The sequence below is a fragment of the Sinorhizobium chiapasense genome (genome assembly GCF_036488675.1).
GTDB lineage: Bacteria > Pseudomonadota > Alphaproteobacteria > Rhizobiales > Rhizobiaceae > Sinorhizobium > Sinorhizobium chiapasense.
In genome coordinates this window covers 151,399-174,818 of the sequence record NZ_CP133149.1, presented here as the reverse complement: position 1 = coordinate 174,818, position 23,420 = coordinate 151,399, and the positions used below count along the sequence as shown (strand labels likewise).

At 60.9% G+C, this 23,420-nt stretch carries 20 protein-coding genes and 2 pseudogenes; 2 read left to right on the top strand and 20 right to left on the bottom strand.

Annotated features, from left to right (window positions below; translation table 11 throughout):
• Positions 1–627: 627 nt before the first annotated feature.
• From RB548_RS21475 to RB548_RS21430, 10 genes and pseudogenes are all read right to left on the bottom strand, one after another.
• Positions 628–1,503 (bottom strand): ArdC family protein, encoded by an 876-nt coding sequence (locus RB548_RS21475; RefSeq protein WP_331375133.1) that lies wholly within the window; start codon positions 1,501–1,503, stop codon positions 628–630.
• A gap of 221 nt (positions 1,504–1,724) precedes the next feature.
• Positions 1,725–2,775, bottom strand: a pseudogene (locus RB548_RS21470) (Fic family protein).
• Between the two features lie 69 nt (positions 2,776–2,844).
• Positions 2,845–3,048, bottom strand: a complete 204-nt coding sequence (locus tag RB548_RS21465) for an antitoxin VbhA family protein (protein WP_012881325.1) — start codon at positions 3,046–3,048, stop codon at positions 2,845–2,847.
• A gap of 120 nt (positions 3,049–3,168) precedes the next feature.
• Positions 3,169–3,501: a DUF736 family protein gene (locus RB548_RS21460; protein WP_027991192.1), complete on the bottom strand. Its 333-nt coding sequence runs from the start codon at positions 3,499–3,501 to the stop codon at positions 3,169–3,171.
• A gap of 400 nt (positions 3,502–3,901) precedes the next feature.
• Positions 3,902–4,399: a thermonuclease family protein gene (locus RB548_RS21455; protein WP_331375211.1), complete on the bottom strand. Its 498-nt coding sequence runs from the start codon at positions 4,397–4,399 to the stop codon at positions 3,902–3,904.
• An 11-nt stretch (positions 4,400–4,410) separates the two neighbouring features.
• Complete coding sequence (gene repC, locus RB548_RS21450; RefSeq protein WP_331375132.1) at positions 4,411–5,688, bottom strand: plasmid replication protein RepC; 1,278 nt, start codon at positions 5,686–5,688, stop codon at positions 4,411–4,413.
• A 574-nt stretch (positions 5,689–6,262) separates the two neighbouring features.
• Positions 6,263–7,462: a hypothetical protein gene (locus RB548_RS21445; RefSeq protein ID WP_331375131.1), complete on the bottom strand. Its 1,200-nt coding sequence runs from the start codon at positions 7,460–7,462 to the stop codon at positions 6,263–6,265.
• 38 nt (positions 7,463–7,500) lie between these two features.
• Entirely contained in the window at positions 7,501–8,187 is a 687-nt protein-coding gene (locus RB548_RS21440; RefSeq protein ID WP_331375130.1) for a ParB/RepB/Spo0J family partition protein, read from the bottom strand.
• 757 nt (positions 8,188–8,944) lie between these two features.
• Positions 8,945–9,982 (bottom strand): IS110 family RNA-guided transposase, encoded by a 1,038-nt coding sequence (locus tag RB548_RS21435; protein WP_331375129.1) that lies wholly within the window; start codon positions 9,980–9,982, stop codon positions 8,945–8,947.
• Between the two features lie 387 nt (positions 9,983–10,369).
• A complete protein-coding gene (locus RB548_RS21430) occupies positions 10,370–10,867 on the bottom strand; it encodes a hypothetical protein (protein WP_331375128.1) in 498 nt (165 codons plus the stop codon).
• A gap of 186 nt (positions 10,868–11,053) precedes the next feature.
• On the opposite strand from RB548_RS21430, the gene RB548_RS21425 reads away from it, so the two are divergent.
• On the top strand, positions 11,054–12,427 hold the full coding sequence (locus tag RB548_RS21425) for an IS1182 family transposase (RefSeq protein WP_331375127.1): 1,374 nt from the start codon (positions 11,054–11,056) through the stop codon (positions 12,425–12,427).
• 251 nt (positions 12,428–12,678) lie between these two features.
• Here the strand turns inward: RB548_RS21425 and RB548_RS21420 are convergent, their stop codons facing one another.
• The 8 genes from RB548_RS21420 to RB548_RS21385 form a co-directional block, all read right to left on the bottom strand.
• Positions 12,679–14,298: a DUF1254 domain-containing protein gene (locus tag RB548_RS21420; RefSeq protein ID WP_331375126.1), complete on the bottom strand. Its 1,620-nt coding sequence runs from the start codon at positions 14,296–14,298 to the stop codon at positions 12,679–12,681.
• Between the two features lie 392 nt (positions 14,299–14,690).
• A complete protein-coding gene (locus RB548_RS21415) occupies positions 14,691–16,358 on the bottom strand; it encodes an arylsulfatase (protein WP_331375125.1) in 1,668 nt (555 codons plus the stop codon).
• Positions 16,359–17,115: 757 nt separating this feature from the next.
• Positions 17,116–17,238 (bottom strand): hypothetical protein, encoded by a 123-nt coding sequence (locus tag RB548_RS21410; RefSeq protein WP_331375124.1) that lies wholly within the window; start codon positions 17,236–17,238, stop codon positions 17,116–17,118.
• Positions 17,239–17,329: 91 nt separating this feature from the next.
• Positions 17,330–17,572, bottom strand: coding sequence for a hypothetical protein (locus tag RB548_RS21405; protein WP_331375123.1), 243 nt, complete (start codon positions 17,570–17,572; stop codon positions 17,330–17,332).
• 1,111 nt (positions 17,573–18,683) lie between these two features.
• A complete protein-coding gene (locus tag RB548_RS21400; protein WP_331375122.1) occupies positions 18,684–18,824 on the bottom strand; it encodes a hypothetical protein in 141 nt (46 codons plus the stop codon).
• A gap of 253 nt (positions 18,825–19,077) precedes the next feature.
• On the bottom strand, positions 19,078–19,524 hold the full coding sequence (locus RB548_RS21395) for a hypothetical protein (RefSeq protein WP_331375121.1): 447 nt from the start codon (positions 19,522–19,524) through the stop codon (positions 19,078–19,080).
• Positions 19,525–19,558: 34 nt separating this feature from the next.
• A complete protein-coding gene (locus RB548_RS21390; protein WP_331375120.1) occupies positions 19,559–20,557 on the bottom strand; it encodes a hypothetical protein in 999 nt (332 codons plus the stop codon).
• A complete protein-coding gene (locus RB548_RS21385; protein WP_102045883.1) occupies positions 20,557–21,012 on the bottom strand; it encodes a DUF3846 domain-containing protein in 456 nt (151 codons plus the stop codon). Before RB548_RS21385 ends, RB548_RS21390 begins: the two co-directional genes overlap by 1 nt.
• 740 nt (positions 21,013–21,752) lie before the next feature.
• On the opposite strand from RB548_RS21385, the pseudogene RB548_RS21380 reads away from it, so the two are divergent.
• Positions 21,753–21,971, top strand: a pseudogene (locus RB548_RS21380) (SOS response-associated peptidase family protein); the annotation flags it as partial.
• Here the strand turns inward: RB548_RS21380 and dinB are convergent.
• On the bottom strand, positions 21,968–23,059 hold the full coding sequence (gene dinB / locus RB548_RS21375) for a DNA polymerase IV (protein ID WP_331375119.1): 1,092 nt from the start codon (positions 23,057–23,059) through the stop codon (positions 21,968–21,970). The pseudogene RB548_RS21380 and the gene dinB sit on opposite strands and share 4 nt — an antisense overlap.
• Before the next feature lie 3 nt (positions 23,060–23,062).
• Entirely contained in the window at positions 23,063–23,323 is a 261-nt protein-coding gene (locus tag RB548_RS21370) for a hypothetical protein (protein WP_331375118.1), read from the bottom strand.
• Between the last annotated feature and the right edge of the window lie 97 nt (positions 23,324–23,420).

Genomic DNA, 23,420 nt, shown 5'->3' with positions numbered 1-23,420 from the left:
CAAAAAGAATCCTTGGTGGTCACTCTCGCCACTTAACCGCTGTTGTGGTTAACGATCTGCTAACAACCCCATAACTACTCAAAAACCCGCAATTTCGAGTTTTCTCCGCAACTAACCGGTACTCCGATTCGGCCCGGCGCATCAATTGTGGCACGTGAATTCAGATCAGATGTGAATGGCTATGCTTTGCACAGTTCCCCGCGGGGAACTTCCGGCACCAGAGAGCAAATCGGCACGCAGCGCCTCAGACCCCTGAAGCAAATACTCCCGCGTCCGTGTCGGCGAACCGCAGCAGCACGGCGAAGATTGCGGCCAAGTTCCCCGCGGGGAACTTGAACATGAAGTTGGATCAGACCTGCGCCACGCCGGTCGTTCGGGCTCCGCGAAGATAGCTCAGATCATGATGATTGGCGAAAGCTGCGCTAAGGATAGGGGTAACTAGCTCTGCGCAGCGGCAGCTTGTGCATAGTTCCCCGCGGGTAACTCGTTCCGGGGAAACGAGCGCCCCCCTGCCCCCAGATTCTGCATCCCACGCAAATAGTGACATGCTCGCCTGCGCCGACGAACAAACGGCCGGCCGCGACGGAGTTCGCGACACAGTTCCCCGCGGGGAACTTTTGCACGGGATCAGACCGGCGCCACGCCGGTCGTTCGAAGAAGGTAGTCGGCCGCGGCTTGAGCCTTAGCGGCGGCCGTGATGATCGCCCGCTTGTCGTTCTTCAGCACCTTGAGCCAGCTTTCCAGGTAGGTTGCGGTATTATCGCGAGGATCGTGGGCCACCCCAAGATCAGCGCAGAGGAAGGAAGCTGAGAGCTCGGCAACCAGCTCCTCGATGGCGTAGCTTTCACTGCCGAAACGGCCGCTCAAGTCACGGTCGAGGCGATGCTTTGCACCTGACCAGTGCGACAATTCGTGAAGCAAGGTCGAGTAAAGGTGAACCTCGTCGACGAAGCGTGCCCGGTCGGGCATGAGGATGTCGTCGGGGGCGGGACGATAGCAAGCGGTCGTTCCGCCGTAGGTGATCGCCGCGCCGGAATTGCGGACAAAGATTTCGACGGTCTCAAGATGCGAAACCGGCGGCGCCGGCAGCTCCTCGGTGGGTCGATAGAACCGGTCGGGAAGGTTCTCGATCTGCTCGACATTGAAGACCGTATAGCCTTTGAGATAGGGGATTGCGCGGTCGTCGTCGTCTTCGCGCTCCCCCGGGGTGAAGGTGCCGTATTTGACGACGAGGGAGCCTTTCTCGCCCTTTCGAACCTGGGCGCCGAGATCCTGAGCTTGGCGGTAGGTCATCCAGGTGTTTTCCTCGTAGCCGGCGAGCTCGCTTGCGAGCCACAGCATCAGGACGTTGATCCCGCGATAGGTTTCGCCTGTGGCGCGGCGGGGAACGAGGGAGCCGCGGCTGTTTCCGCGCCAGGGCCGGATCCACGGCTTTGTGCCGGCTTCAAGCTGCTCGATGATGGCATCGGTGATGCGCTGGTAGGTGTCCTTGATGCTCTGCATTGCCGTCTCCTTCCGTTGGTTGACGGCAAAAAACGGAGATAGCCGAAGCGAGCCCATGCACCCGAAGGGCCGCAACAGAGTGGAGGACCGCGCCAGCGGTTGCGTGGGGGAGGGGCTATCGTAGCTTGTCCGTCAAATCACCCAACGGAAGGGGAGGGCGTAGAGCATTGGCCCCTCCTGCTCATGGATAGCTCTTGCAGCTTAAAGAGCCGCTGGGCCGGTTACCGCCCGCGATCGTCGTCGTCGCGCTCGCGACTGCGCTGTGCCGCCATTTGCGCCTCGATCGCCTTCAACTCCGGGTTAAGGTCCTGCTCTGGCTGCCGCGCCGGCGCCGGCTGCGATTGCGCCTCCTGGGCCGGCTGCTCTCGCATCACTCGGGAAAAGTCCGACCGGGCAGTGAACGTGATCTCCTCCTCGTCTGGCAACTTCTCCGGCAGATCCGCGCGATCGGCGACGACAATCCCTTGATCGGTCACAAGGCTGGCGAGGCGATTGTCGTGGCCGAGAATCTGGCCAGTGATTTCTTCTCCGGCGCGGGCAGTGCGAACATGATGGTGCAAAGGCTCTTCACCGACCTCCCGCAAGTCTTCGAAAGCGGATCGAATGGCCTCCCGACGGCCCGGGTTCGTCGCGTCCTCAATGACGTGCTTCATGGCCGGACTGGACGGGTCGTTCGTGGTCTCGATTGACGCCTCGATCATGCGCGGTTTGGTAATTGCGGAGAAGTCGATCTCGTGGCCGTAATGGCGGCCCAGCTCGGAAATAAACGCCTCCTGCGCACGTCCGTTCCCCTCTCTGAACGGGTGCACATAGTTCAGCTCTGAGAGGACTCTTCCGGCCCGCTCAGCGAACTCTTCGGGCGTTGCATTGCGAAGGGCCTGCGGGTCTCGGATCGGCTTCAGCGCCTCGTCCAGGCCCATTTCTATCCGCGAGCCGGGCAGGAATGACGAGCCGCCCTTGGAGAGGCCACCGATCGGCTCTACGCGCTGCCCCTCGACGACCGGACTTTCGTTGCGCGTATGACCGGCCCATTCGTAGACATCCTGAAAAATGTAGCCGTGGATCGCCTTCAGGTGGGCTTTGTCGAAATTGCCTTTCGGGCCGTCGCCTTCAGCAATTTCCTGCATCCGCACGGCGGTCGCGCGATACTCTTTCACGCGCAGCTCGGAATGGGTTTCGATTCCCCATCTGTTTTTCAGAACGTTCGTCCGGTCTGGATCGTCCGACGTGTTGGGATACGGTGTAGGAACCTTTGGGGCGTTCATCAGCCATGGCGAAGCTCAACAAAAAGCCGCCAGCTCTAAGCAGGCGGCCTTCTGCTCTTGAAGGTTGATCCGGAGGTTATCTGACAGGCGGCTCGATCATGAGCTGCCGGTATTCCTCGCGGGTGATGTCGCCGGCGACATACCGCGCGGTCGCCTCCTCGAGGGCAGGATCGTGAACGTAGCCCTGCCGGATATTGGCAGCGCGCGCCTGTTCAGCGGCCTTGCGCCGCTTCTCGATCGCTTCCGGGGAACGATCCGGACGGCGGGAATGAACGTTCATCGGCAAATCTCCAGTTACGACCCACCCTAGCAGGAAAAATGCCGTAAATCCAGCAATTTGCGGGATTTTCCAGCCTTTCGAAGGTGAGCGCCCGGCTACTAGCCGGGCGCTGTGAGCGGTTTAATCGCGGGGTTCCCATTCGATGATCGCCTGCAGGGAGGCGTCGTCCTGGCCCGGGAACCGGCCGAGATTGGCGTTGTAGCGAAGCTTGCGGATCGAGAGGGTGTAGTACGGCTTGCCGTCCTGGTTCTCTTTCTTCCAGATGCCGCCGACCTCGATGTCATGGCCGCGCGGTGACTTGGCGTAGACGCGGTGCGTCGGGGCCTTTTCATTGTCGGACTCGAACGGCACGACCTTGATGTCCATGTCGCGGTCGATAGTGGAGATGAGGCCAGCGCCCTTTGCGGTGTCAAGGTTGTCGCCGTCGAACTGGATGTAGTTGGTGATGTTCATGTCTTTCACTCCTCTTTGGCGGTTGCGATGATCGTTCCAAAGGCACGGCGGAAAGCGGTGCGCACCGCAGGCCGGAGCGTGAGCGGAGGAGGCGAGAGGACGCAAAAATTTGCTTCGCGAGGAAGCCGAAGGCGGGGAAATTTTTGTGGCGTCCGCTTTGCGTAAACCGCGTCGACGTGCGAACGAGCGTCAAAAGCAACCGCCCTGGAGGAGTGTGGCTTGAACCGTTTTGGCAACGTTTCCCCGTTTGTCAGCGACGTACCAACCGCACAATTTGCACCAATATTATGCAATGACGCGACCTGATCAACAGGTTTCGCGGCGATTTTCGATGGCGACACTGAAGCAATATGCTTCGCGTGCCGTCGGCGCCACTGCTCCGTATTGGCTATCTCGCAGGTCACTGGTTCCCAGAAGATTTGGAACGACGATAGACGTGCGGGCTCTCGATCTCGGCCGACCACATGCCAAAGCCATTATCGCGGGCGCGGTTCTCGGCCTGGCCGTACTCGACCTCGCTGATTGAGTGGGTCGCCGGCAGATACCGCAGCATTGCCTCGGCCAGTCCTGCCTTCACCATCGCAAGGCCGATATCGACGTCTCCGATGAAGCACTGGCCCACCAGGCGGTGATACTGATCCTGATCGATGATGTCGCAGCGCACATGCTGGCCGTCTAACATCTTTCCCAGGTAGCTGCGGGCTGCGACGCCACAGCGCCAAACCTTCCCATCTTTCAATCCGGTCTGGTCGCGCTCGCAAGCATCGATCGCCGCTATCCTGACGCGCTGATTCCTGATGCTGATGGTGTCGCCATCGATCACACGGGCACGGCCGGAATAATCGGCGGCCTCCGCCGAACCGTGAACGATGACGAGGGCGGCGAATAGCGCGGGCAAAGCGTTACGTCTCAATGTCTGACCTCCATGGAATTTCGGGCAGCGAGCCCGAAGACAGAGCGGGCGAGATGCAATTCGCCCGCGGCGGCGCGGTCCGTCATAGCCCGCAAATATCCTCCCGGCGAGCTGACTTCCTGCCGGTCGTATTTCTCAAGTGTCACGGCGACGGCGACGGCGGCTTGCTGCTCGCCCATCTGCTCGACCGCGCGGGCGCGGGCATCCTCGGAGATCCCGGCAAACCGGCACATCAGCGGCACGGCCCGCGCTAGGTCGGCCCAACTGCTGGGGGCAAACCCGTAGGTCTTCAGCGCTGGCACCGCCCTAAGCACGTCTTGCAATGCCACCATTGCCTGCGGCAAGCGCCGTGGCTGGTTGATTTCGCTACGGCCTCGCCTCAGGCTTTCTTCAAAAGCCCATTTGCTGGCGGAGCCAGCCTTAGGCGAACTGAGTTGTTCGGCGTTAGCCGAACGCCGTTCCTGATTACTCTCGTCAAAGGCATGAGGGGTTGTAGTCTGTTTGTGCATGCCGTTTTCGACATACCAGCATGTCATATTTTGCGTTTCTTGCGCTTCTGCCGATCGGCGCGGGAGCTGCATCATCCGCTCTATCAACCACTCCAGAAGAGCCGTTGCCCGGCGCAGCACGCGACTCGAGGCCTTGCCGGCAGCTCCAACAAAATCGCTTACGCGCTCGACGCGGGATCCGATGCGACCCAATGCCCCCTCGGAAAGCTCTGCTGCGGCCGAGAGGGCATAGCGAGCATTGCGAAGCGCCCCGCGGTAGCGCCGTAAAGCCGCGTCGGCGGCTTTCTTCTGAGCCCTAACCTGTCTCACGAGCTCGTCAAGTTCGGCATATCGGACGATCAGGATGCGAAGGTCGATTCCGCAACCGTCCGTGATCTCGCCGTCGCCATTGCGGATGGGATAGCGCTTGTAGTTGCCGCTGTCCTGCATCGTGATCAGGCCAGCGTCGAAGAGGCTGGATAGCATGCGGCTGACGCGACCGACCGACCGGCCGATCTCGAAGGCCAGTTGCTGGTTCGATTTGAATACGATCGGACGGCCGGACCTGTCGAATGATTCAGCGGGAACCGTATTGATCAGCGCGACTAACAGGTGGCTTTCGGTCCCGTTGATTAGCCCTGTGCATGTCAGGGTTTGAGCAAGCACGGCCAATTGGGCACGCGTCACGGTTCCGATATCCGCCGACTCTGCCAGACGCCGGAATTGCGCACGCTGCGGCGTTATCCTGCGGCCGATTGGCCGCTGATGAAATTGGGTATTCCCCATTCCTCGTCTCCACTTAGGGACCAGGCAAAGCTTCGCCGTTCACCGAAAAGGTGCTTTTGCAATTGACAGGGAAGGGAGGGTCTGCGAGAAAGGATTCGGCTAATTTATTGACTCATAGACCCCGCTTCCGGACTTGTTCGGGAGCGGTTTTTCTTTTCTGGTCGGGCCTGTCATCTCCATGAAATTTGATCAGAATGCGTGAGCACCGGAATCACGACTGATTCCGCCATTTGAAAAAATAACCTCATAAACCAAAAAGGTGCAACAACGTGCTACACGCAAACGCCTGTAAGGCGCGTGTTCGAGCGCGAATGCCCTTACTTCTTAGTGGCTTGCCTCGTTTTTGCTGATCTTAAACCGCCGCTTTTGAGCCCCAATGCTGAAGCACTTTGATGCAAACCAGTTCCTGAAACGCAAGGAAACCCGGGCGGGAAGGGGAGTTTGAGGGGAGGGGAATCGGGGCCTCCCCTCAACATGATTGTGGGCCAGGTCGATTCTGGCCCACGGTCATCGGCGGTTGTGAAGCGGGAAGGGCCGATCACGCGGGAGGAACGTGACCGGCCCGCGACTGATGTCACTCAGCCGCTTGGGGGAACTGCTCGTCTTCGGTGATGCTCTCGGCTCCAAGTTGTTCCGTCTCGGCGGAGGCTATGCGAACCGGGGCCGGTATCCAGCCGCTTCCGGCAACAAGGCGATCTGCGATCGTGACGGCTTCGGACTTCTTGGCGGCGGCTCTCACCGACAATTCCGCTTCGCTGCCTCTCGCCTCGGCCACCGTAAGCTCAATGGTCGTGCGGTTGACGTGCTTGAAATAGCTGTCGCCGGTCGTCTCGAACCAATCTGGCATGTTCACTTTGAGCGCTCGGCCAAGCTGGTTCGCCTGCTCGATGCCGTTCTTGCGGTCTGTAAACTTCTTCTTCACCGCATTGACCGAGTGCGCCGCGCCGAATGCGAGAAGCATCATCACCATGTCTTGCGGCTGCTCCAATAGCCAATCGAACAGATCGGCAGGGTTTCCCGGCAGGTGATGGCCGTAGTTGTCCGCAAGATCGTTGAAGGCGGAAAGCCCCTTGCAGCTTGCGGCGTCCTTCAACGACGGCTCCAAGCGTTCGTGCGTGAGCGATAACTGTAGAGCGCTCTGCTCCGAATTGTACGGATAGGCCACACGCAGCAGCATCGCGTGAACGACGGCAACAAGCGCCACGTCCGGATTATTCGCAAGTTCGATACGCAAAGCAGCGGTCTTGTGAGCCGTCAGGTCCTCGATCAGCGCGGCGGAATGGCTGATGCTCGGTGCCTTGGGTGTTGTCGCGCTGCTGGCGCTCGGCAAGCCTTCGCCGTCCTCGTCCTCATCTCCCGCCGCCTCGACTTCTCCCGGCTTCACAAAGCCGCGCTCGATGGCAAGCCGACCGCAATAGTCGAGGAACACGAAGGTTCCCGCCTGTTCCAACGCCTCCGGGCTATAGGCTTCCGATCGGGCATTGAGATTGTCGATCCGCTTTTCGAGGTCGGAAAGCTTCGCCTCTGCCTCCTCGTCGGCCATGCCGCTTTCGATCAACTCTGCAAGCTCGTCATATTCCGTCTGTGCGGCATCAAGCGCCGCCTGATCTTCCTCGGAAAGAGGAAGATCTTCGGGATAGTGGCGCTTCATCGCATGATAACCGGCAGGGGCCGTGGCGGAGCACTCGACCCATTTCCAGCCTTCGGCGCGAACGGTCGCGGCGGCCGTCTCGAGCTTTTCAGCCACGAGCTTTTCGACCAAAGCAACGTCCATCGCGTAACCCGCGTTGCGGTCGTCGAAGAGATCGCGCTTTACCGATCCACCGGCTTCCTCATAGCCGCTAGCCCGCCGATGAACAGCACACGCTTGTCGGTCGCCGGAATCATTTCCTCGGTCAGCGCTCGCCGGATCGAATGAGGGTCGCGGTTCCAAGAAGGAAGCGAGTTCCAGACGGTCACCTGCCTTTCGTGATCATCGCTGACCGTGAAGGCCGATAGCTGCGCAAAGCTCATGTCCTCGTCGCGGAACTGCTGCAAAAGGATCGGCGAAACGCGGGCGAGTGCCAGCCGCTTGCGGACAATGGTTTCGGTCGTGCCGAACCGGGCGGCTATGTCGGCAATGTCTTTTCCCTGTTTGGCTAGGGCGTCAAATGCCTCGTACTGGTCAACCGGGTGCATTTCCTCGCGCATGACGTTCTCTGCGAGGCTGATTTCCGTGGCGATCTCCCCTTCGCGTTCCTTGCACTCGACGGGGTAATCCTTGGCGATCTCGCCCGCCTCCGCCAACAGCTTGAGCGCAGCCAATCGGCGGCGGCCGGCGACGACGAAATAGCGGCCCTTCTTGTCGGCCTTACGAACGACGAGGTTCTGCAGAAGCCGGTAGCCGTCGGCTCGAATGTTTGCTGCCAGCGCCTCAATGCCCTCGGCGCTGTAGGTCTTGCGGACGTTCATCGGATCGGCGTCCAGCTTACTCAATGCAACGGTGATGATGTCAGTCATGATGGTTCCCTTTTTTCCCTAATTCCCGCGAAGCGGCCTCATGCCCGAAGGGGCAGGAGCCCCGCTCCTGCTCCCCGAGCTCGCGCGGAGCAGCGGGGGAGAGGGGGGGCAAGGGGACAAATCGGAGGGGGATCACCCGCCCGAAGGGGCGACGCAAAATCCGCCTCGAGCGGATCCGCGTCGATCCTGCACGGAGCGAGATAAAGGCGAGCGGAGGAAGGACGGGGAGACCGATTTTCGCCTTGTTGGGGGAGAGGCGGGCAGAGCCCTCTTTCCCCCTCAAAAGCAAACAATGAGCATACCAGGCGCAGCGCAGCCGAAGCCAGTTCGCGCACTGCTTGACCGGTTAAAAGGGCAGCCGCAGGAGGTTTAAGCGTAGCGCCGCCCAAAGGGCGGAAACCGGGACCGACTGCCCCCGGCAAGCGGTTCCGTGTGGCATTCCGCGTCTGGTGACGGCGTTTCCCACAAGCCTTCTCTATTCGGCGTGTTGAGGTCAAGTGCTTCAAGCGTAGTTCGTCGACGTCTCAGATGGTCCTTGCAGGCTCGCGCTTCTCTCCGGAATCGGCACTCGCTGGCCCTTCCACGATGGGTTCAGATGGAACAGGCGGAACAATCTCCGGCGCGTCCTCCACCCATGATGGCGGGCAAGGGTACGGCCTGTGGGGCGAACTCGCCTGTTCTCCGTCCCGCAAGGGACATCTTTCCGCCGGCGGCGGTATGCGGTCTGGCGCTCGTCAGCGCGCTCGATCGTTGCCGGTCAGGCGCTGGCCGGGTGCGCCTCCCTGGACCAACAGAATTCAGTGCCGTCGCTCCACATGCGATGCATGATCACGGCCAGACGACGCGAGAGAGCCACGATCGCCTTTTGCAGGCCACGCCGTTTGGCGATGCTCATCGCCCAAGCCTTCAGCCACGACCATTTCGCGACCCGCGTCAGAAGAACCTGCGCGGCCTCGTAGAGCAGCGTCCGCATCATTCCGTCGCCACATCGCGAGATGCGGCCGACACGGCAACTTTCACCCGACTGGTTCAGAGCAGGCGTCAGCCCAAGGATTGGTCCTACCGCCCTGGAATTCCTGAACCTCTGCGGAATGTCGATCGTCGCGGTATAGGCCACGGAAACGACCGGTCCCACGCCTGGGATCGTCATCAGCAGCCGGCAAATCCCGTCATCCCGTGCAATCATCAACACCTTTCGATGCAAAGCAGCAAAGTGTTGCCGCAGCTTCCGGCGCGCATCAAGCAAAGGCTCCACGATCTCTGCCAGCTCAATATGGCCCTCCACCAGCTCGAGAATTCGAGCTTCGAATTTGCCGGACCACGCCACACCGACCTTAAGCCCGAAATTGCGCAACAATCCGCGCAGGTCGTTCTCAATGGCGATCGCCTTGTCCTGCATGAGCTTGCGTGCCGTCAGCAGCGCTCGTCGCCTCTGGCTGGTCAGCGTCTTCACGTGCACCGGTCGATACAGGTGCACGCGCATCATCTGCGCAATGCCCCGCGCGTCGTTGCGATCGCTCTTGTTCGGTTGCGCTTTCAAAAATGCCTTGGTGTGGCGGGTCTCAATGCAGATAACCGGCAGTCCGGCTCTGGCCAATCCCTCGAACAGCCACTGCGACAAGGGCCCAGCCTCAAGTCCGATCCGCTGCATTTGCCAGGCAGGAGCCTTCAGTACCGCGATAAGGTCGTCAGGATGGCTGACGACCTTCACTTCGTGGCAAATCTTGCCCGTTTGATCAACAATGCATACGGTGGTCTCTTTCACCGATACATCGAGTCCGGCATAATATCTCATGCTGCGCTTCCTTTCGTGAGGTTCGTGGGCAGGTCCAACACCACCACGTTACACCTTCAGCTCGAAGCGCAGCACATTCACTCCGTCATCAGAGGCTGGCTCAAGCCGAATACCCCATCTCCGGCAAACCCTACGGCGCTACCTGGCGGGCGCGGGTTGCCTTCGGCTGCTCCGCTCGTGATGCTCGCTGCGGCCGCTTGTGCCGGCTGCCGGCGCGGCTGGAAAACGCCTCGCGTTCGAAGACGCAGCGTTGGGTTCCCGCTAAAACAACAGTAGGGGGATCAAATCGTTATAACGAGGTGGTCAGGCGGATACAAAACTTTTCAATAGGTGGAGAGCCACCGCTCGGCGCGAACCCTCGGAACGACCGCAATGCGGACGAAGCCGTCATTCGGCCACGAGCAGATCCCCCCACCTTATCGTGAGGAAAGGCTTCGCCGTTTTGGGAAGCTTCGAGCGATCGACCATCCGGGATGAGACTTCAAAGTCCGCATTGATCTTCACGACGAGCAGCTTGCTGAAGTTACCTGATAACTTCACGACAACCTCGTCCTTGGACTTGAACGGGGTGATGGTCTTGATCTCAACGTGATCGTTGCCAAGCCTACCATCAGAACCCTGCGCATAGTTCTTGTTCAGCTTTATTCCATAGGTGATGGCGCCGAAGAGTTCCCCAATGTCTCCGTACACACTGAGATGACGACCTGTCTCAAGGTGGTAGCTTTCTGCCAGCGACAAGAGATCCTGAAAATACGGAATCAAAGATCTTATCGCATTAGGATACTTTGCTCGCCACTCCTGGTATCGGAGCTGCTCTTCCACGTCGGACCAGGAAACCCACTCTCCATCGTTATAGAAGGCCCGATCCCAGATATCATCTTCCATTTCACACCTCTTGGAAGTCCGAACTGTATCGGAGCCGATCGGCAAGATGCGGTCAAGTATGAGCGCTTTGGGGTCGAAGCAGTTCTTTGCTCAATGGCTGCACAGGGTGGATAGTGTTGAAAAAGTCAGGCTTGAAACAGTCCTAAAGCACTGATTCAGTCTTCTTATCGGAAGGAGATTGAGTCGATGATGGGCGAGCAAAGTGTGATGCAGGAGGAGCTATTCTATGGCTTCAGTCTGGAACGGCACGTGCCAGCGGATCACCTGCTCAGGGCCATCGACCGCTTCGTTGACCTTTCCGGTGTCCGCCAGCACCTGGCGCCGTACTACAGCCCAATCGGCCGTCCCTCGATTGACCCTGAACTGCTGATCCGCATGCTGATTGTCGGCTACTGCTTCGGTATCCGCTCGGAGCGGCGGCTGTGCGAGGAAGTCCACCTGAACCTGGCCTATAGGTGGTTCTGCCGGCTTGGCCTCGAGGGCGATGTGCCGGACCATTCGACTTTCTCAAAGACGCGCCATGGCCGCTTCCGCGATGCCGATCTGCTGCGCGAGCTGTTTGAGACCGTCGTGCGACGCTGCATGAGAGAAGGACTCGTCGGCGGCGAAGGCTTTGCCGTAGATGCCAGCATGATCGTGGCGGACGCGCATCGTCAGCGCGGGATCGAGACAGCCGAGGACCTCGACCCCAAAGCCAAGCGGGCTGTCGTAGAGTATCTCGCCACCCTGGATGATGCCGCCTTCGGAGCCGCCACGCCGGTCGAGCCCAAGTTCATCTCGCCGGTCGACCCAGCGGCACGCTGGACCGCCTCTTGGGGCGGCCCGGCTGTCTACGCCTACTGCACCAACTACCTGATCGATGTAGAGCACGCCATCATCGTGGACGTGGAGGCCTCGACTGCCGTGCGTCAGGCGGAGGTGACAGCCGCAAAGACCATGATCGAGCGTACTCACGACGAATTCGGCCTGTGGCCGGAACGGCTGATTGCCGACACTGGCTACGGCTCGGCCGAGATGCTGAACTGGCTGGTGCATGAGCGCGGGATCGAGCCGCATATCCCGGTGTTCGATAAGTCCAAGCGCAAGGACGGCACCTTCTCGCGTGAGGACTTCGCCTACGACCATGCAAGCGACACCTACCGCTGCCCAGGTGGTAAGCTTCTTCAGCACTACCGTCGGCCATTCTCGACACCGCGGTCCGGTGTGGGGAAGGACAACACGCTACGTTATCGGGCGAGCAAGCATGATTGCGACGCCTGCGCACTTAAGCCTCGCTGTTGTCCGAAGGCGCCGGCGCGCAAGGTAACGCGCTCAATCTATGAGGGCGCGCGCGACATGGCTCGCGACATCGCCAAAACCGACGCATACCAGACGTCACGCTATCAGCGAAAGAAGGTGGAGATGCTCTTCGCGCACCTCAAACGCATTCTGAGGCTCGATAGATTGCGACTGCGAGGCCCCTGCGGTGCCCGCGATGAGTTCCATCTCGCCGCCATCGCCCAGAACCTCAGGAAATTGGCCAAGATCTGCACCCAGGGCACGGTAATCCCGGCCACTTAGGCCGAGGAGGTCGCGTCGACCTCATTCGCGACGTCCTGAGCGAGCTACTCTACCGCCTTCAAGCCTGACTTCTTCAACACTATCGGTGGAACTTTGCCATTCGTCTCGTCGATCGGAACGAGTAGGTAGCGCCACGTCGGGACCTTCGCCGACGCGGTTCTGAACGACCGGACTCAGGCCACAATCAGACTTCGGTCACGCCAATCGCACAGCGCGCCGAAGCGATTAGTCAGGTAAGCCTGCGTTCTAAACTACTTGACCAATTCGATCTCACCTGGCCGCCAGGTCTTGTCGAAGAACGACGGCTTCGGGCTGTAGAGGCGCAGGATGGTGAACCAGCCCTTCGCCGGGTCTGTCTGGATCCAGTTGCCGCGTGCGACGCCTTCGGGCTGAGTCGGGCCGAACCACACGGTCGTCGTGCCGTCGGCGGCGGCCTCGGCGGCAGGTGAGGGATAGCTCTGGCTTCCGGCCCGCGGATATTTTTGGGGCGTCTGCAGCATCGAGCGCGTCTGGTTGTCATAGAGAGTAAACGACCAGAAGGCCTCGGCCGGAATGTCCTTGGGGAGCGTCACCTTGTAGGTCTTTGCGCCGTCATAGGGGTTTCCTTCGGCATCGAGGAAGCCCATCAGATACTGCGAGCCCACGCCCGGAATGCGCATGATCATGCCGGGCGAGTCGAGCGTGTAGCCGTAGTAGAAGGCCGTGCGCGAATCGAGGGTGCGGGCGCCGGTAGGCGGAAGCGGCTTGAACATGCCGTTCTCGAAGAGGGGCGGCGGCGTCTCGAAGAACGCGCCGCCTTCCCACAGCATGCTGCCCCACTTCGAACCTTCGTAAAGGGCCCAATCGGGGTGCTGCATCGCATAGCGCCAGTTGAGCGCCCGGCCGGCTGCCTGGCCGAAGGCAGCCGCATCCGACAGGATCTTCTTCATGCGGTCGTCGGGCGCAAATTCCTTGCCATGCACGATCCCGATGGCGGCAAGCTGTCCGGCGAGCTCCACGTCATAGCTGGTGGCGGGCTGGCTTTGGACGTTTTCGTTGATCAATTCGAAGAAACCGTAGTCGCTGGGCGGGATGGTGTTGAACGACAGCCCGCTGCCCTCGATGAAGGTCGTCTCGGGGATCTTCGGTTCGCCAGCGATGCGAACGGTTCCCTCGAGAGCCTGGGCGATGCTCGTGCCCCAGGAGCCCGGCTGATAGGGGTAGATCTTTAGGTTCTCTTTGATGTTCTCCACTGTCGGTTTGGGGTCGTTATCGACGAGATAGGCCCGCGCGGCGTAGAGGGCGAGGTTGGTCTTCGAATGGGCGACAAAGTAGCCGCCCTCAGGCAAGGGGCCGTCATAATCCGGCCCGACGATCAGGTACTTGCCGCCGAGCCCACGGTCGGGGCCGGGACCGCCGATGTCGATGATCCAGGAGAACCACATGTCGTTGATGGTGCCGACGGCCTTCGACGGCTGCTCGACCACCACCGGGCCTTTGCTCAGATCGAGCGTGGTGAAGTAGTAAATTGTGTCGGCATTGGCCGTCAGGAAGAGCGAGCTCGAATCCATAAGGTCGGAGAAGATCACGACATCGCCGGGCTTGGCGCCGATTTCCTCGATCCCCTTGGCGATCGCCAGCGCCGAGGCGCCACGGAAGCTGTTGTTGTAGACGCTGAGGGCATTGGCGAAGCCCAGCGCGTCGTAGACCTTCTGCGCCGTTTCGGCGGTCGGCACACCGTCCTTGAACTCCAGCGTTCCGGCGCTGGTCTCAATCTTGTCAGGGGCGCCGAGCGACCTGAGTGTCTGCTCGGAAACGTCCGCGTAGGCGCCGCCGGGACTGATAAGTGCAGCGATCGACACGAGCCCTATTAGCTTCAACAGAAGATGCATCGGTTTGCTCCGGTTGTGTCATTGGCACGCGACTGTCCTCTCGGGCGCCACCCACCCGCCGACGACTAATGCCGAAGGTGTGCCGCCGACGCCCGAAGGGAACGGACTCGCAAAGCGACTGGATACCTCGGGAGGGCCACACAGCCAGCCATGTGGCGTAACGTCACTGTAATGCGCGCAAGCGGTCGTTGAAAAGTGGTGCTGGCACTGACAGCTTCGGGTCAGACCTTCACGTTCGTGGGCGGGAAAGTTGCGCCAAATTGCAGATATCAGCCTGCGCATCATCCAACACCGAACAACCCAAAACAATAGCCCCATATCCCGGACGCGATGGTTGCGATTAGGTGAGCTGCGCCCGCCCACCAGAGGACGGGCGCAGCCAAGTCTCGCCCTTACCCTCCTCCGGCAGCAGTGGCTCGCAGCGCCTGCCCCACCGCGTCGCCGAGGTTGAAGCCAGCGGGGTTCTGGCGTTGTGGGAAGGCCTTGAACGACTCCAGGTGCTGATGCACGAATGCCTGCGCCGGGATGACCGTCCATAGCTTATAGCCCGCGTAGAACGGGTAGTATGGCGCCTCCATGTGCTGCTCGAAAGGATCCACCCGGAGATTCACCGGCTGCGGCGTGGTCGGCGTGACGGTCTGCCCTGCGAACCAATTGTCCTTGGTCTGGAAGTGGATTTTCCAATCGTCGACGCGAATGGCGTAGAGATTGGCCTCGCCATAGTAGAAAAACTCGCGGCGAGCGGATTCCTGACTCTGACCGAAGAGGTAGGGGAGTTGGTTATAGCCGTCGAGGTGCACCTTGAAGGTCTTGTCGCCGGCCTTGTACCCCGTGAGCAGCTTTTCCTTCACGTCCGGGACGCCTGCGGCGGCCATGATCGTCGGCACCACATCCTCAAGCGAGAAAATCCCGTTGAGCACCTGGCCCGCGGGAATCCTCTCCGGCCAGCGCATCACGAACGGCACGCGGAAGCCACCCTCCCAGCCAAGCCCCTTCTCGCCGCGGAACGGGCTGGTCCCGCCATCCGGCCAGCTGAACTTCTCCGCGCCGTTGTCCGTGGTGAAGATGACAATCGTGTTGTCAGCGATCCCCAGCTCATCGAGCTTGTTCAGGAGTTCACCGACCACCCAGTCGAGCTCCGCCATCCCGTCGGCGTAAAGGCCGTACTTGGTCTTGTTCTTCCAGCGGTCCGACAAATGCGTGAACACGTGCATGCGCGTCGTGTTGTGCCACAGGAAGAAGGGCTTGTTGGCGGCCTTCGCCCGCCCCATGAAGTCTAGTGAGCGTTGGAGGAGGTCGTCTTCGACTGTTTCCATCCGCTTGCTCGTCAGGGGCCCACTGTCCTTGATGGTTTGTTTTCCCACGCGGCCGAAGCGCGGGTCCACGGTCGGGTCGTCCGTCTCTGCGGCTTTGGTCTCCAGCACGCCGCGCGGTCCGAACCTCTGCTTGAATTCATCGTCCTTCGGATAGTCCACTTGTTCCGGCTCTTCCTCCGCGTTGAGATGGTAGAGGTTGCCGTAGAACTCATCGAAGCCGTGGACCGTCGGCAGGAACTCGTTGCGGTCGCCCAAATGGTTCTTGCCGATCTGGGCGGTCATGTAGCCCAGCGGCTTGAGCAGTTCCGCAAGGGTGGGGTCTTCGAAAAACAAGCCTTGCGGCGCACCCGGCAGTCCGACAGTGGTCAGACCCGTGCGCATTGGGAGTTGCCCGGTAATGAAGGCGGCGCGCCCGGCGGTGCAACTGGCTTGGCCGTACGCGTCAGTGAACAATACGCCCTCGCGGGCAATGCGATCGATGTTGGGGGTGCGCTCTCCCATCATGCCGTGGTGGTAGGCACCCACGTTGAATATGCCGATGTCGTCGGCCATGATCGCCAAAACGTTGGGGAGGCCTCCGACCGGTTGAGCCGGAGCCGCTTCCTGAGCCTGCGCCATCCGGACCGGCGTGACCGCGCTCAGCGCAGCAGCCGCAAGCGTGGTGCTGCCGAGCAGGATGCTGCGCCGGCTAATGCCGTCGGGGGTTCTTGTGTCGCCCTTGTCTGAACTGCCTCTCGCATTCATAGGTTTCCTCCTTTACTGCATGACCTCAAGCTGCTGTGCGTCTATCGACGCGCTCGGACCTGTCAGTCTGAATGCGACTTGAGAGAGCTCGCACCACGGCGCACTTCGCGCTGCTCGTATGCGACCCGCTCGTCGCTGTCTGCAATGACGGAAGTGTCGGCCATCTTCCGTAGGCCCGGAAGTACGTTACTGTTACGAACGGCCATCGCCAAGTGGTCGCGGCACCGTGGGCCTTCCTGCTGTCCGGGACGCGCGTTTTGCGGTCTGCCGTAGCGGCGCCTCAATAGGAAGCGCAGAGAAGGGTCAGGACGGGCGCCTAGCAGCGCATCGTTCCCAATGTCGAACGGAAATAGCACCCCGGCTCGTTGATGACACCTAGCTGAAGTCCGCTTGGTGGTGCGATCAAGACATTTCGTCATGCGATCGGCAATGACTTGAATGGGTCATGATTTCCCCCTCGGCCTCGGCGGGGGAACTTCCGCATCGGGTCGAAACCAGGGTTTCGCGAGGAAGGAGGGGCAGAGCGTCCTTCCTCACTAATGCGACAATGAGCATACCAGGCGAACGCCGGGCGCGGCCGAAGCCAGTTCGCGCCGCTTGACCGGCTAAAAGGGCAGCCGCAGGAGGTTGTCTCCGGAAACCCTACGGCGCAATTGAGGGCGCGGGTTTCCTCCGCCTGCTCCGCTTCTTGGCGGTCGTTCCGGCCGCTATGCCGGCCCACCGGGGCCGGCGCGGCTGGAAAACGCGGCCGCCAGCCCTAAAGGCTATGGGCGTCGGCGTCAAAAACCTCATTGACCTCGATCTTTACCGGGCGGTCGAATTCTACTTGAAGCCTGTCCCGCACGGCGGCGATGGCGTCAACGCCGGTATTGGCGATCAATTCCGAGTCTTCTCGGGATAACAGCACATTGGATGAAACGATCCTGTATGGTGCCGACGTTTCTGTTCGCGACATGCTCAATCCTCGTGCCTTAGCTGACCTGTCCCATGAACCGCATGCCCTCGTCCGTCCACGAGATGGATGTTCGACTTCCTGCAAGCGGTCCACCCAGGATGACAGGCGTGTTGATCTCGACCAGGCCGTGATCAAGGAGAACGCGAAGCCGGCGCCACGGGAGGTCGGCTTCCTCGCCCCGGGCGATCAGCGCCATGTCCTCCTGAGCCTGCTGAACCGAGTTGCTCGCCATCGCGGGCAACTCGGAAAATGTTGTCATCCTCTGCGCCTCTTGGGTTGTCACGAAGTTTTCCCTTGGTGGTTGATGTCCCATGCTCACCCATTCAATCTGTGATTTCAAGCATGAGGACGCAATATCTCCGGAGGAGATATGCGGCGGCACGCGGGCCACAGCGGAAAGCCGCGCCCTGCCAGACAGGGCGCAGCCCCTCACTTCGGCTTGTTGTCGTTGTCGGCTTTGGCGTTGAAATCGCACTGGTAGCTGACCTCGACCTTGGCGATGAGCGGAAGGGAGACCGCGACCGAGATCTTCAACTGGCCCTTATGGGACAGGTTGGCGACTTGCCGATTGAGGTAGAGGCGAAGGCGGCGGCCGGTTTTCTGGCAGAAGGCGTTTTCATGAGGTGGATCCTCGTTAGTGGTAGTGCGTAATCGCGAAGCTCGAATACGGCAGGCACCGCCGAGTGCACCGCGAAGCGGTCGCAACGGAGCGAAGCGGAGAGGAGAACCTTTAGGGTTGCAGGCCAAGGCTGGGCGTGGCGCGTATCGTGCGCAGCATTAGATTGCGAACAGCCACTAAGGAGATGCCGACAAGCGCGGCCTTCGTAGCTCCGGCCGCCGCCTTCGTCGTCAATCGGCAAGTTGCCATCCGGCCGTCAGGCCGGATCTCGGTCGCGGTCTTGCTGCAGCGGGGCAGGGCAGGGCAGGGCTCCAGTTTTCAATGGCCGACAACGACAACAAGGCGAAGTGAGCCGTCCGGCCCGAGCGGGGCGGCCGCCGTGGATGGGGAGGGGAGCACGAGGGGAGGGGCGAAAGGGGCGCCCCTCGTTCCGTTCCTGGCCCGCTCGATGCGGGGTTGGAACGGCCGGGGCGCTTTGAAGTTGGGGCGAAAATCGCTATATTGAGTTCCGGAGTGGGGACGAGCCGTGCGGCCCGCCCCCGTTTCCTAGAGCCAGAATTGGACTCGGATCCGCACTTGCCAGGTGGTCCGGGTCCTTTTCACGTCTAGGGTGATGCTAAGTGGTAGGAACCACATGCAGCACCTCCGGTTCGAGGGCGAGGCCGTCGCCTCGGTCGGGGTGGCCCATCCTCCCCGAACGCGCCGCTGGCTCGGCGCTGCTGCTTCCGCCCTCGAAACTGATCTCTACGTTTTACCGCACTATGCCGAGTCGTTCACCAAGGCTCGGCGGGTGCGGCGGTCCCGCTTCCTTGAGCATCGCCAGCATCATTTCCTTCGTCAGGCCACGGACCTCGTAGCCTCGCGCCCGGGCGGCCTCGATGATGGATTCCAAAGTCGGGTATTCCTCAATGAACGCGCCCAGCCAAAGAGCGCATTCGTCGGTTCCGGGTCTGGAAACGCCTGTAGAAAGAAGGTCCGCAACGGCCGATCGTAGCCGATCGTCCCTTCCTCGTCCGTTGTCGTCCCGTTCGTGATCTGCACAGTGTATCGGCTCAACTTCCGCTCCTGTAGCTGATGCTGCGGGCCGCGCCGTCGAATAGCGCCGCCAATCTTTGGTTGCAGTCTTAATAGCGTCCACACGTTTTCTAAAGCCGGAAATGCGCGACCAACGCCTGATTTGCGCGATGGCAGGCAAGCGCGTAGGCGACGATTTGCGCGATCAAATCCGCGTCGGCGGCGCCCGCCCTTTTCGCCCGGTCGGCGAAGTCCTCGGCGAGCTCGCGGTCCTCCTCGCCGACATGCTTGTTGCCAACAATCCACGAAATCTGTGCGGTCGGGACTTCGAGCCGGGGTTTGATGGGAACGGCAGAAATCGAGCCCTTCCGGGTGCTCGCTGCGGTTCCGGCCTTCTCTGCCTCGGCAGCAGTCGGGAAGTAAGCCATAACCAACTTGCATCGCTGCGCCTCGGCGGCTCCCATGAAAGCGAGCGCACCGTCCTCGGTCTTGTAGAGCGCCCAGTCGGCGGCAGTGCCTCCAAAAAAGGGGTCGCCCTTGCCGTAAAACTCCATCGCGGAATAGATCGTGTCGACCATCGGAATTGTCCTTTTCTTGGGTTTGGGCGAGTGATCAGGCCGCGCTGGCCGCGCTGATCGTCTTCAGCACGCGCTGCGCGGCGTAGCGTCCGGCCTCGTTCAGGTGCCGTTGCCACGCGCCCTGCGACGGTGACCAGCGGAAGCCATTGGCCTTCAACACGCGCCGCGTCGGATCGTCGGGCTTGTCGGGAAAGATCAATTGGATACGCGCGATCTCGGCGTTCTCCTTCATCTCGACGGCTCCGGCGCTCGTCTCGACCTCTTCGGTTTGGGTGCCGCGCTCCTTCATCCTTGCAAGCGCCGCAAGGCGCCGCTGCAGGCGGCGGAGCTCGGCGCGGCTGTTGGTCGTGCTGAACCCGCGTCGGGACTGCCACGGCGCTAGTTTGATGCCTCTGGCTGCGGCTTCGGGAGAAAGGCCGGTGTTCGCCGCGACAGCAGCAATCATGTCCTCTTCCGTCACAAGGTCTTTCTCCATGCGCCGGATGATCGCGTTCGCGGCCTTCATCCGGTCGATGGAAAGAGCGGTCTCCTCGATGCGCGTCATGATCCGCTGCAAGGCGGCCGGATCGCCGGAACGGATCGGCTCATCGTCTGTGCCGTGCGGGAACGCCTTCCGCTTCGCTGCCTTTCGGGCCGTCGCTTCCTGCGCCTTCAGATCGGCGCGGCGGGCGTCGGATATCTTCATACGCCTTTCATTGCGGGCGACAGGGAAGCGGGCAGGGCCGGTGATAAACCAATTCATGCAGCGGCCTTCCGCCGCCCAATAGCGCCGCGTCAGATCGACGTGGCGGCGGGCGAAGGCTTCGATTTCAGCCTCCGGAATCGGCTCGCAAGCCTTGTTCCAAAGCTCCACGACATAGGCGCCAAACTGATTCAGCCGCTCGGCCAGGTCTGCAAGCTCTGACCTTGCGCGCCGGTCGGGAAAGTGGGTGAGCGCATGAAACTGCGGCTCGATGTCCTCCGCCGCAATGGTTGCGGCGAAGGTTCCTGCGACGATGGCGAGGATGTTGTTTTCGATGGCCGCGATTTTCATCATGCCTCTCCCTCGACAAGGGTAGGGGCGCGGCGCTCGATGCGGCATTGCAACCCTGCGAGCGCACCGGCGATGATGATACCGCCCGGCGAAATCTCGTCTGCCTTTGCGAAAACCGGGTCCAGGACCGGACGGCAGCATTTGAAATGCTTCGCTGCATCCTCAAGGCTGATGAGGGGGGACGTATAAGGTGTGCTGCCGTCGCCTCCGACAAGCACGATCTTGCCCGCGATCGGCTGCGGGAAGCCTTCAAAGATCGTGAAGGCGGTCAACCCGTCCTGCAGACCTTCTTCGTCGACGAAAAGCGTGTGCCGCTCATCGAACCGCACGACCTCCAGCAGGCGGCAGCCGATAATCGCGTAAAGCGGCCGGATGCCCAGATCGACCTGAAGCTCTACCGGCTTAAAGATCGTGGTTTCCGGGTCCAGCACATAAGCGGTGTTTGCTCTTACCATTTTCTAGCCCTTTCCTTTCCGCGAAGCGGTCTAGCTCTTGCCCGAGGGGCAGGAGCCCCGCTCCTGCTCCCCGAGCTCGCGCGGAGCAGCGGGAGAGAGGGAGGCAAGGGAACAAAACGGAGGGGGTTCGCCCGCCCGAGGCCAAAGCCGAAGGGGCGACGCAAAATCCGCGCATGCGGATTGCGTCGCTCCTGCACGGAGCGAGCCGGAGGCGAGGGGAGGAAGGACGGGGAGACCGTTTTTTCCCTTGTGAGGGAGAGAGGGCAGCGCCCTCTTTCCCTCCTTCAGGAAGGCAGAGCCGGCCGCCTGGCGGCCGCCATTTCAGATACGAGAAGGGCCGCCCTGGCTCGTAGATCAGGACGGCCCCGTGGTGCATGACAAGAAGGGCTAGCGACTTGCCACGACCAACTCTCGATTGTCGTTGCCGGTTGGCAATATGCTGATTTCACCGCAAGCTGTAAACGGCTTTCATAGCAATTTGATGCAGTCATGACGTGAAGGCCGCGAGGCGGCTCTTGCGCAGCCGATCGTTACCCTACTGGGCGAAGAACGCTTTTTTGCGGTCTTCGTGCCGAAGGCATAGAGCGGGGTCGCGTCAGCGATGCGCCATATTGATACCACCCAAGATGTTTTGAGGGTTCCAAGAACACAACCACTCCCATTAAAGTGGTCTGCACCATCAACAACCACCGGTAGGATGAATGGCAGGACCGTCACTGGAACAATGGATTTCGGATCTCGAGGACTGGCCGGAGGCCTACGCCATCCTGACAGTCGAGGCGAATGCCGATCTCGCGCCGTTTCACCACCGGCAGATGGCGGTGCTGACACGAGATGACCGCCTGGCGTGGCTCGATGGGCTTGTACCCCAGGGCGAAATCCTTCGCCCGCTGCCGGCAGGGACATTCCGTGTCAAGCGCCATTCGATCGATCCTGTCCAGACAACGCTTGCGGTCTAAAGCGCCAGCCGCAACTGCGGCGCCACCCCAGAGGTCCGCCGTTCCAATGATGACAGCGTCACGCCGAGCAGGCGGATTCCCCTACGCGGCGGAAAGATCGGCCCGAGAAGCAGGCCGACCACCTCCTCGAGGTCGGTAATCGCCGGCAGAGGTGCCGTGACCGTCTTGCTTCGCGTGATCTGGCTGAAGTCGGCATACTTTACCTTGAGCGTGACGGTCTTGGCGCCGATCTCATTGGCCTCGCAGTAACCCCAGACTTTCTCGATCAGCGGCTGAAGGCCTTCGCGAGCCGGTTCGAAGGAGTGAATGTCCTCGGAGAACGTGTCTTCCGCGCCAACGGATTTCCGCACCCGGTCCGGCTTGACCTGGCGATTGTCGACGCCGCGGGCGATCCCATAGAAATATGGTCCCGACTTCCCGAAATGTTCGACCAGGAACTCGAGCGTCTTCTCCTTGAGGTCTGCGCCCTTTTCGATCCCGAGCCTATGCATCTTTTCGGCCGTTGCGGGGCCTACCCCATGGAATTTTTTGACGGGGAGGGCCTCGACGAAGGCCGGCCCGTTCTTCGGCGTGATGACAGCCTGACCATTGGGCTTGTTCAGGTCGGATGCCATCTTGGCGAGGAACTTGTTGTACGAAATCCCGGCCGACGCATTGAGACCGGTGACCTGCTTGATCTTCGCCCGGATCGCCGCGGCGATCTCGGTGGCGATCTCCATGCCCTTCAGGTTTTCGGTGACATCGAGGTAGGCCTCGTCGAGCGAGAGTGGCTCGATCATCGGCGTGTATTCGGCGAAGATCGCGCGGATCTGCAACGAGACGGCTTTGTAGACGTCAAAGCGCGGCCTGACGAAGATGAGGTCGGGGCATTTGCGCTTCGCGGTCACCGAGGGCATCGCCGAATGAACGCCGAACTTGCGTGCCTCGTAGCTGGCGGCCGCCACCACGCCGCGGGCCGCAGGATAGCCGACGGCAACCGGCAGGCCCCGCAGCTCTGGATTGTCGCGCTGCTCGACTGATGCATAAAAGGCATCCATGTCGATGTGAACGATCTTGCGCGGCCGCTTGCTGCCTTCGTCGTTTGTCATGGCCTAGCTTCCATCAGGTCCCTCAGCCAAACATGGGAAGTGCGCGCCGCATTTGTCACCCTCCGGCGTCTGCATGCGCTCGCAGCCCGTTGCCATGCGACGGCGGATCGCCGCCAAGCTCGCACCGGCGCCAAACGCTTTCACCAGGAGCTTACGCTCAAGCTTGGAGTGGCGGTCACATCGGTGACAGATGAATTCGATGTTCGGCTCACGGTGATCCTTCAGTTTTCGATCCAAATCGCTCACAGGCTCCGGTCGCGCCATGCGAAAAAATTCCCATTCGTGCCATCGAATTGAATCCACTCACGGAATTCTCCGTTCGGGACTCTCCCTCAACTTTCCCGCGCCATATGCGCATTGA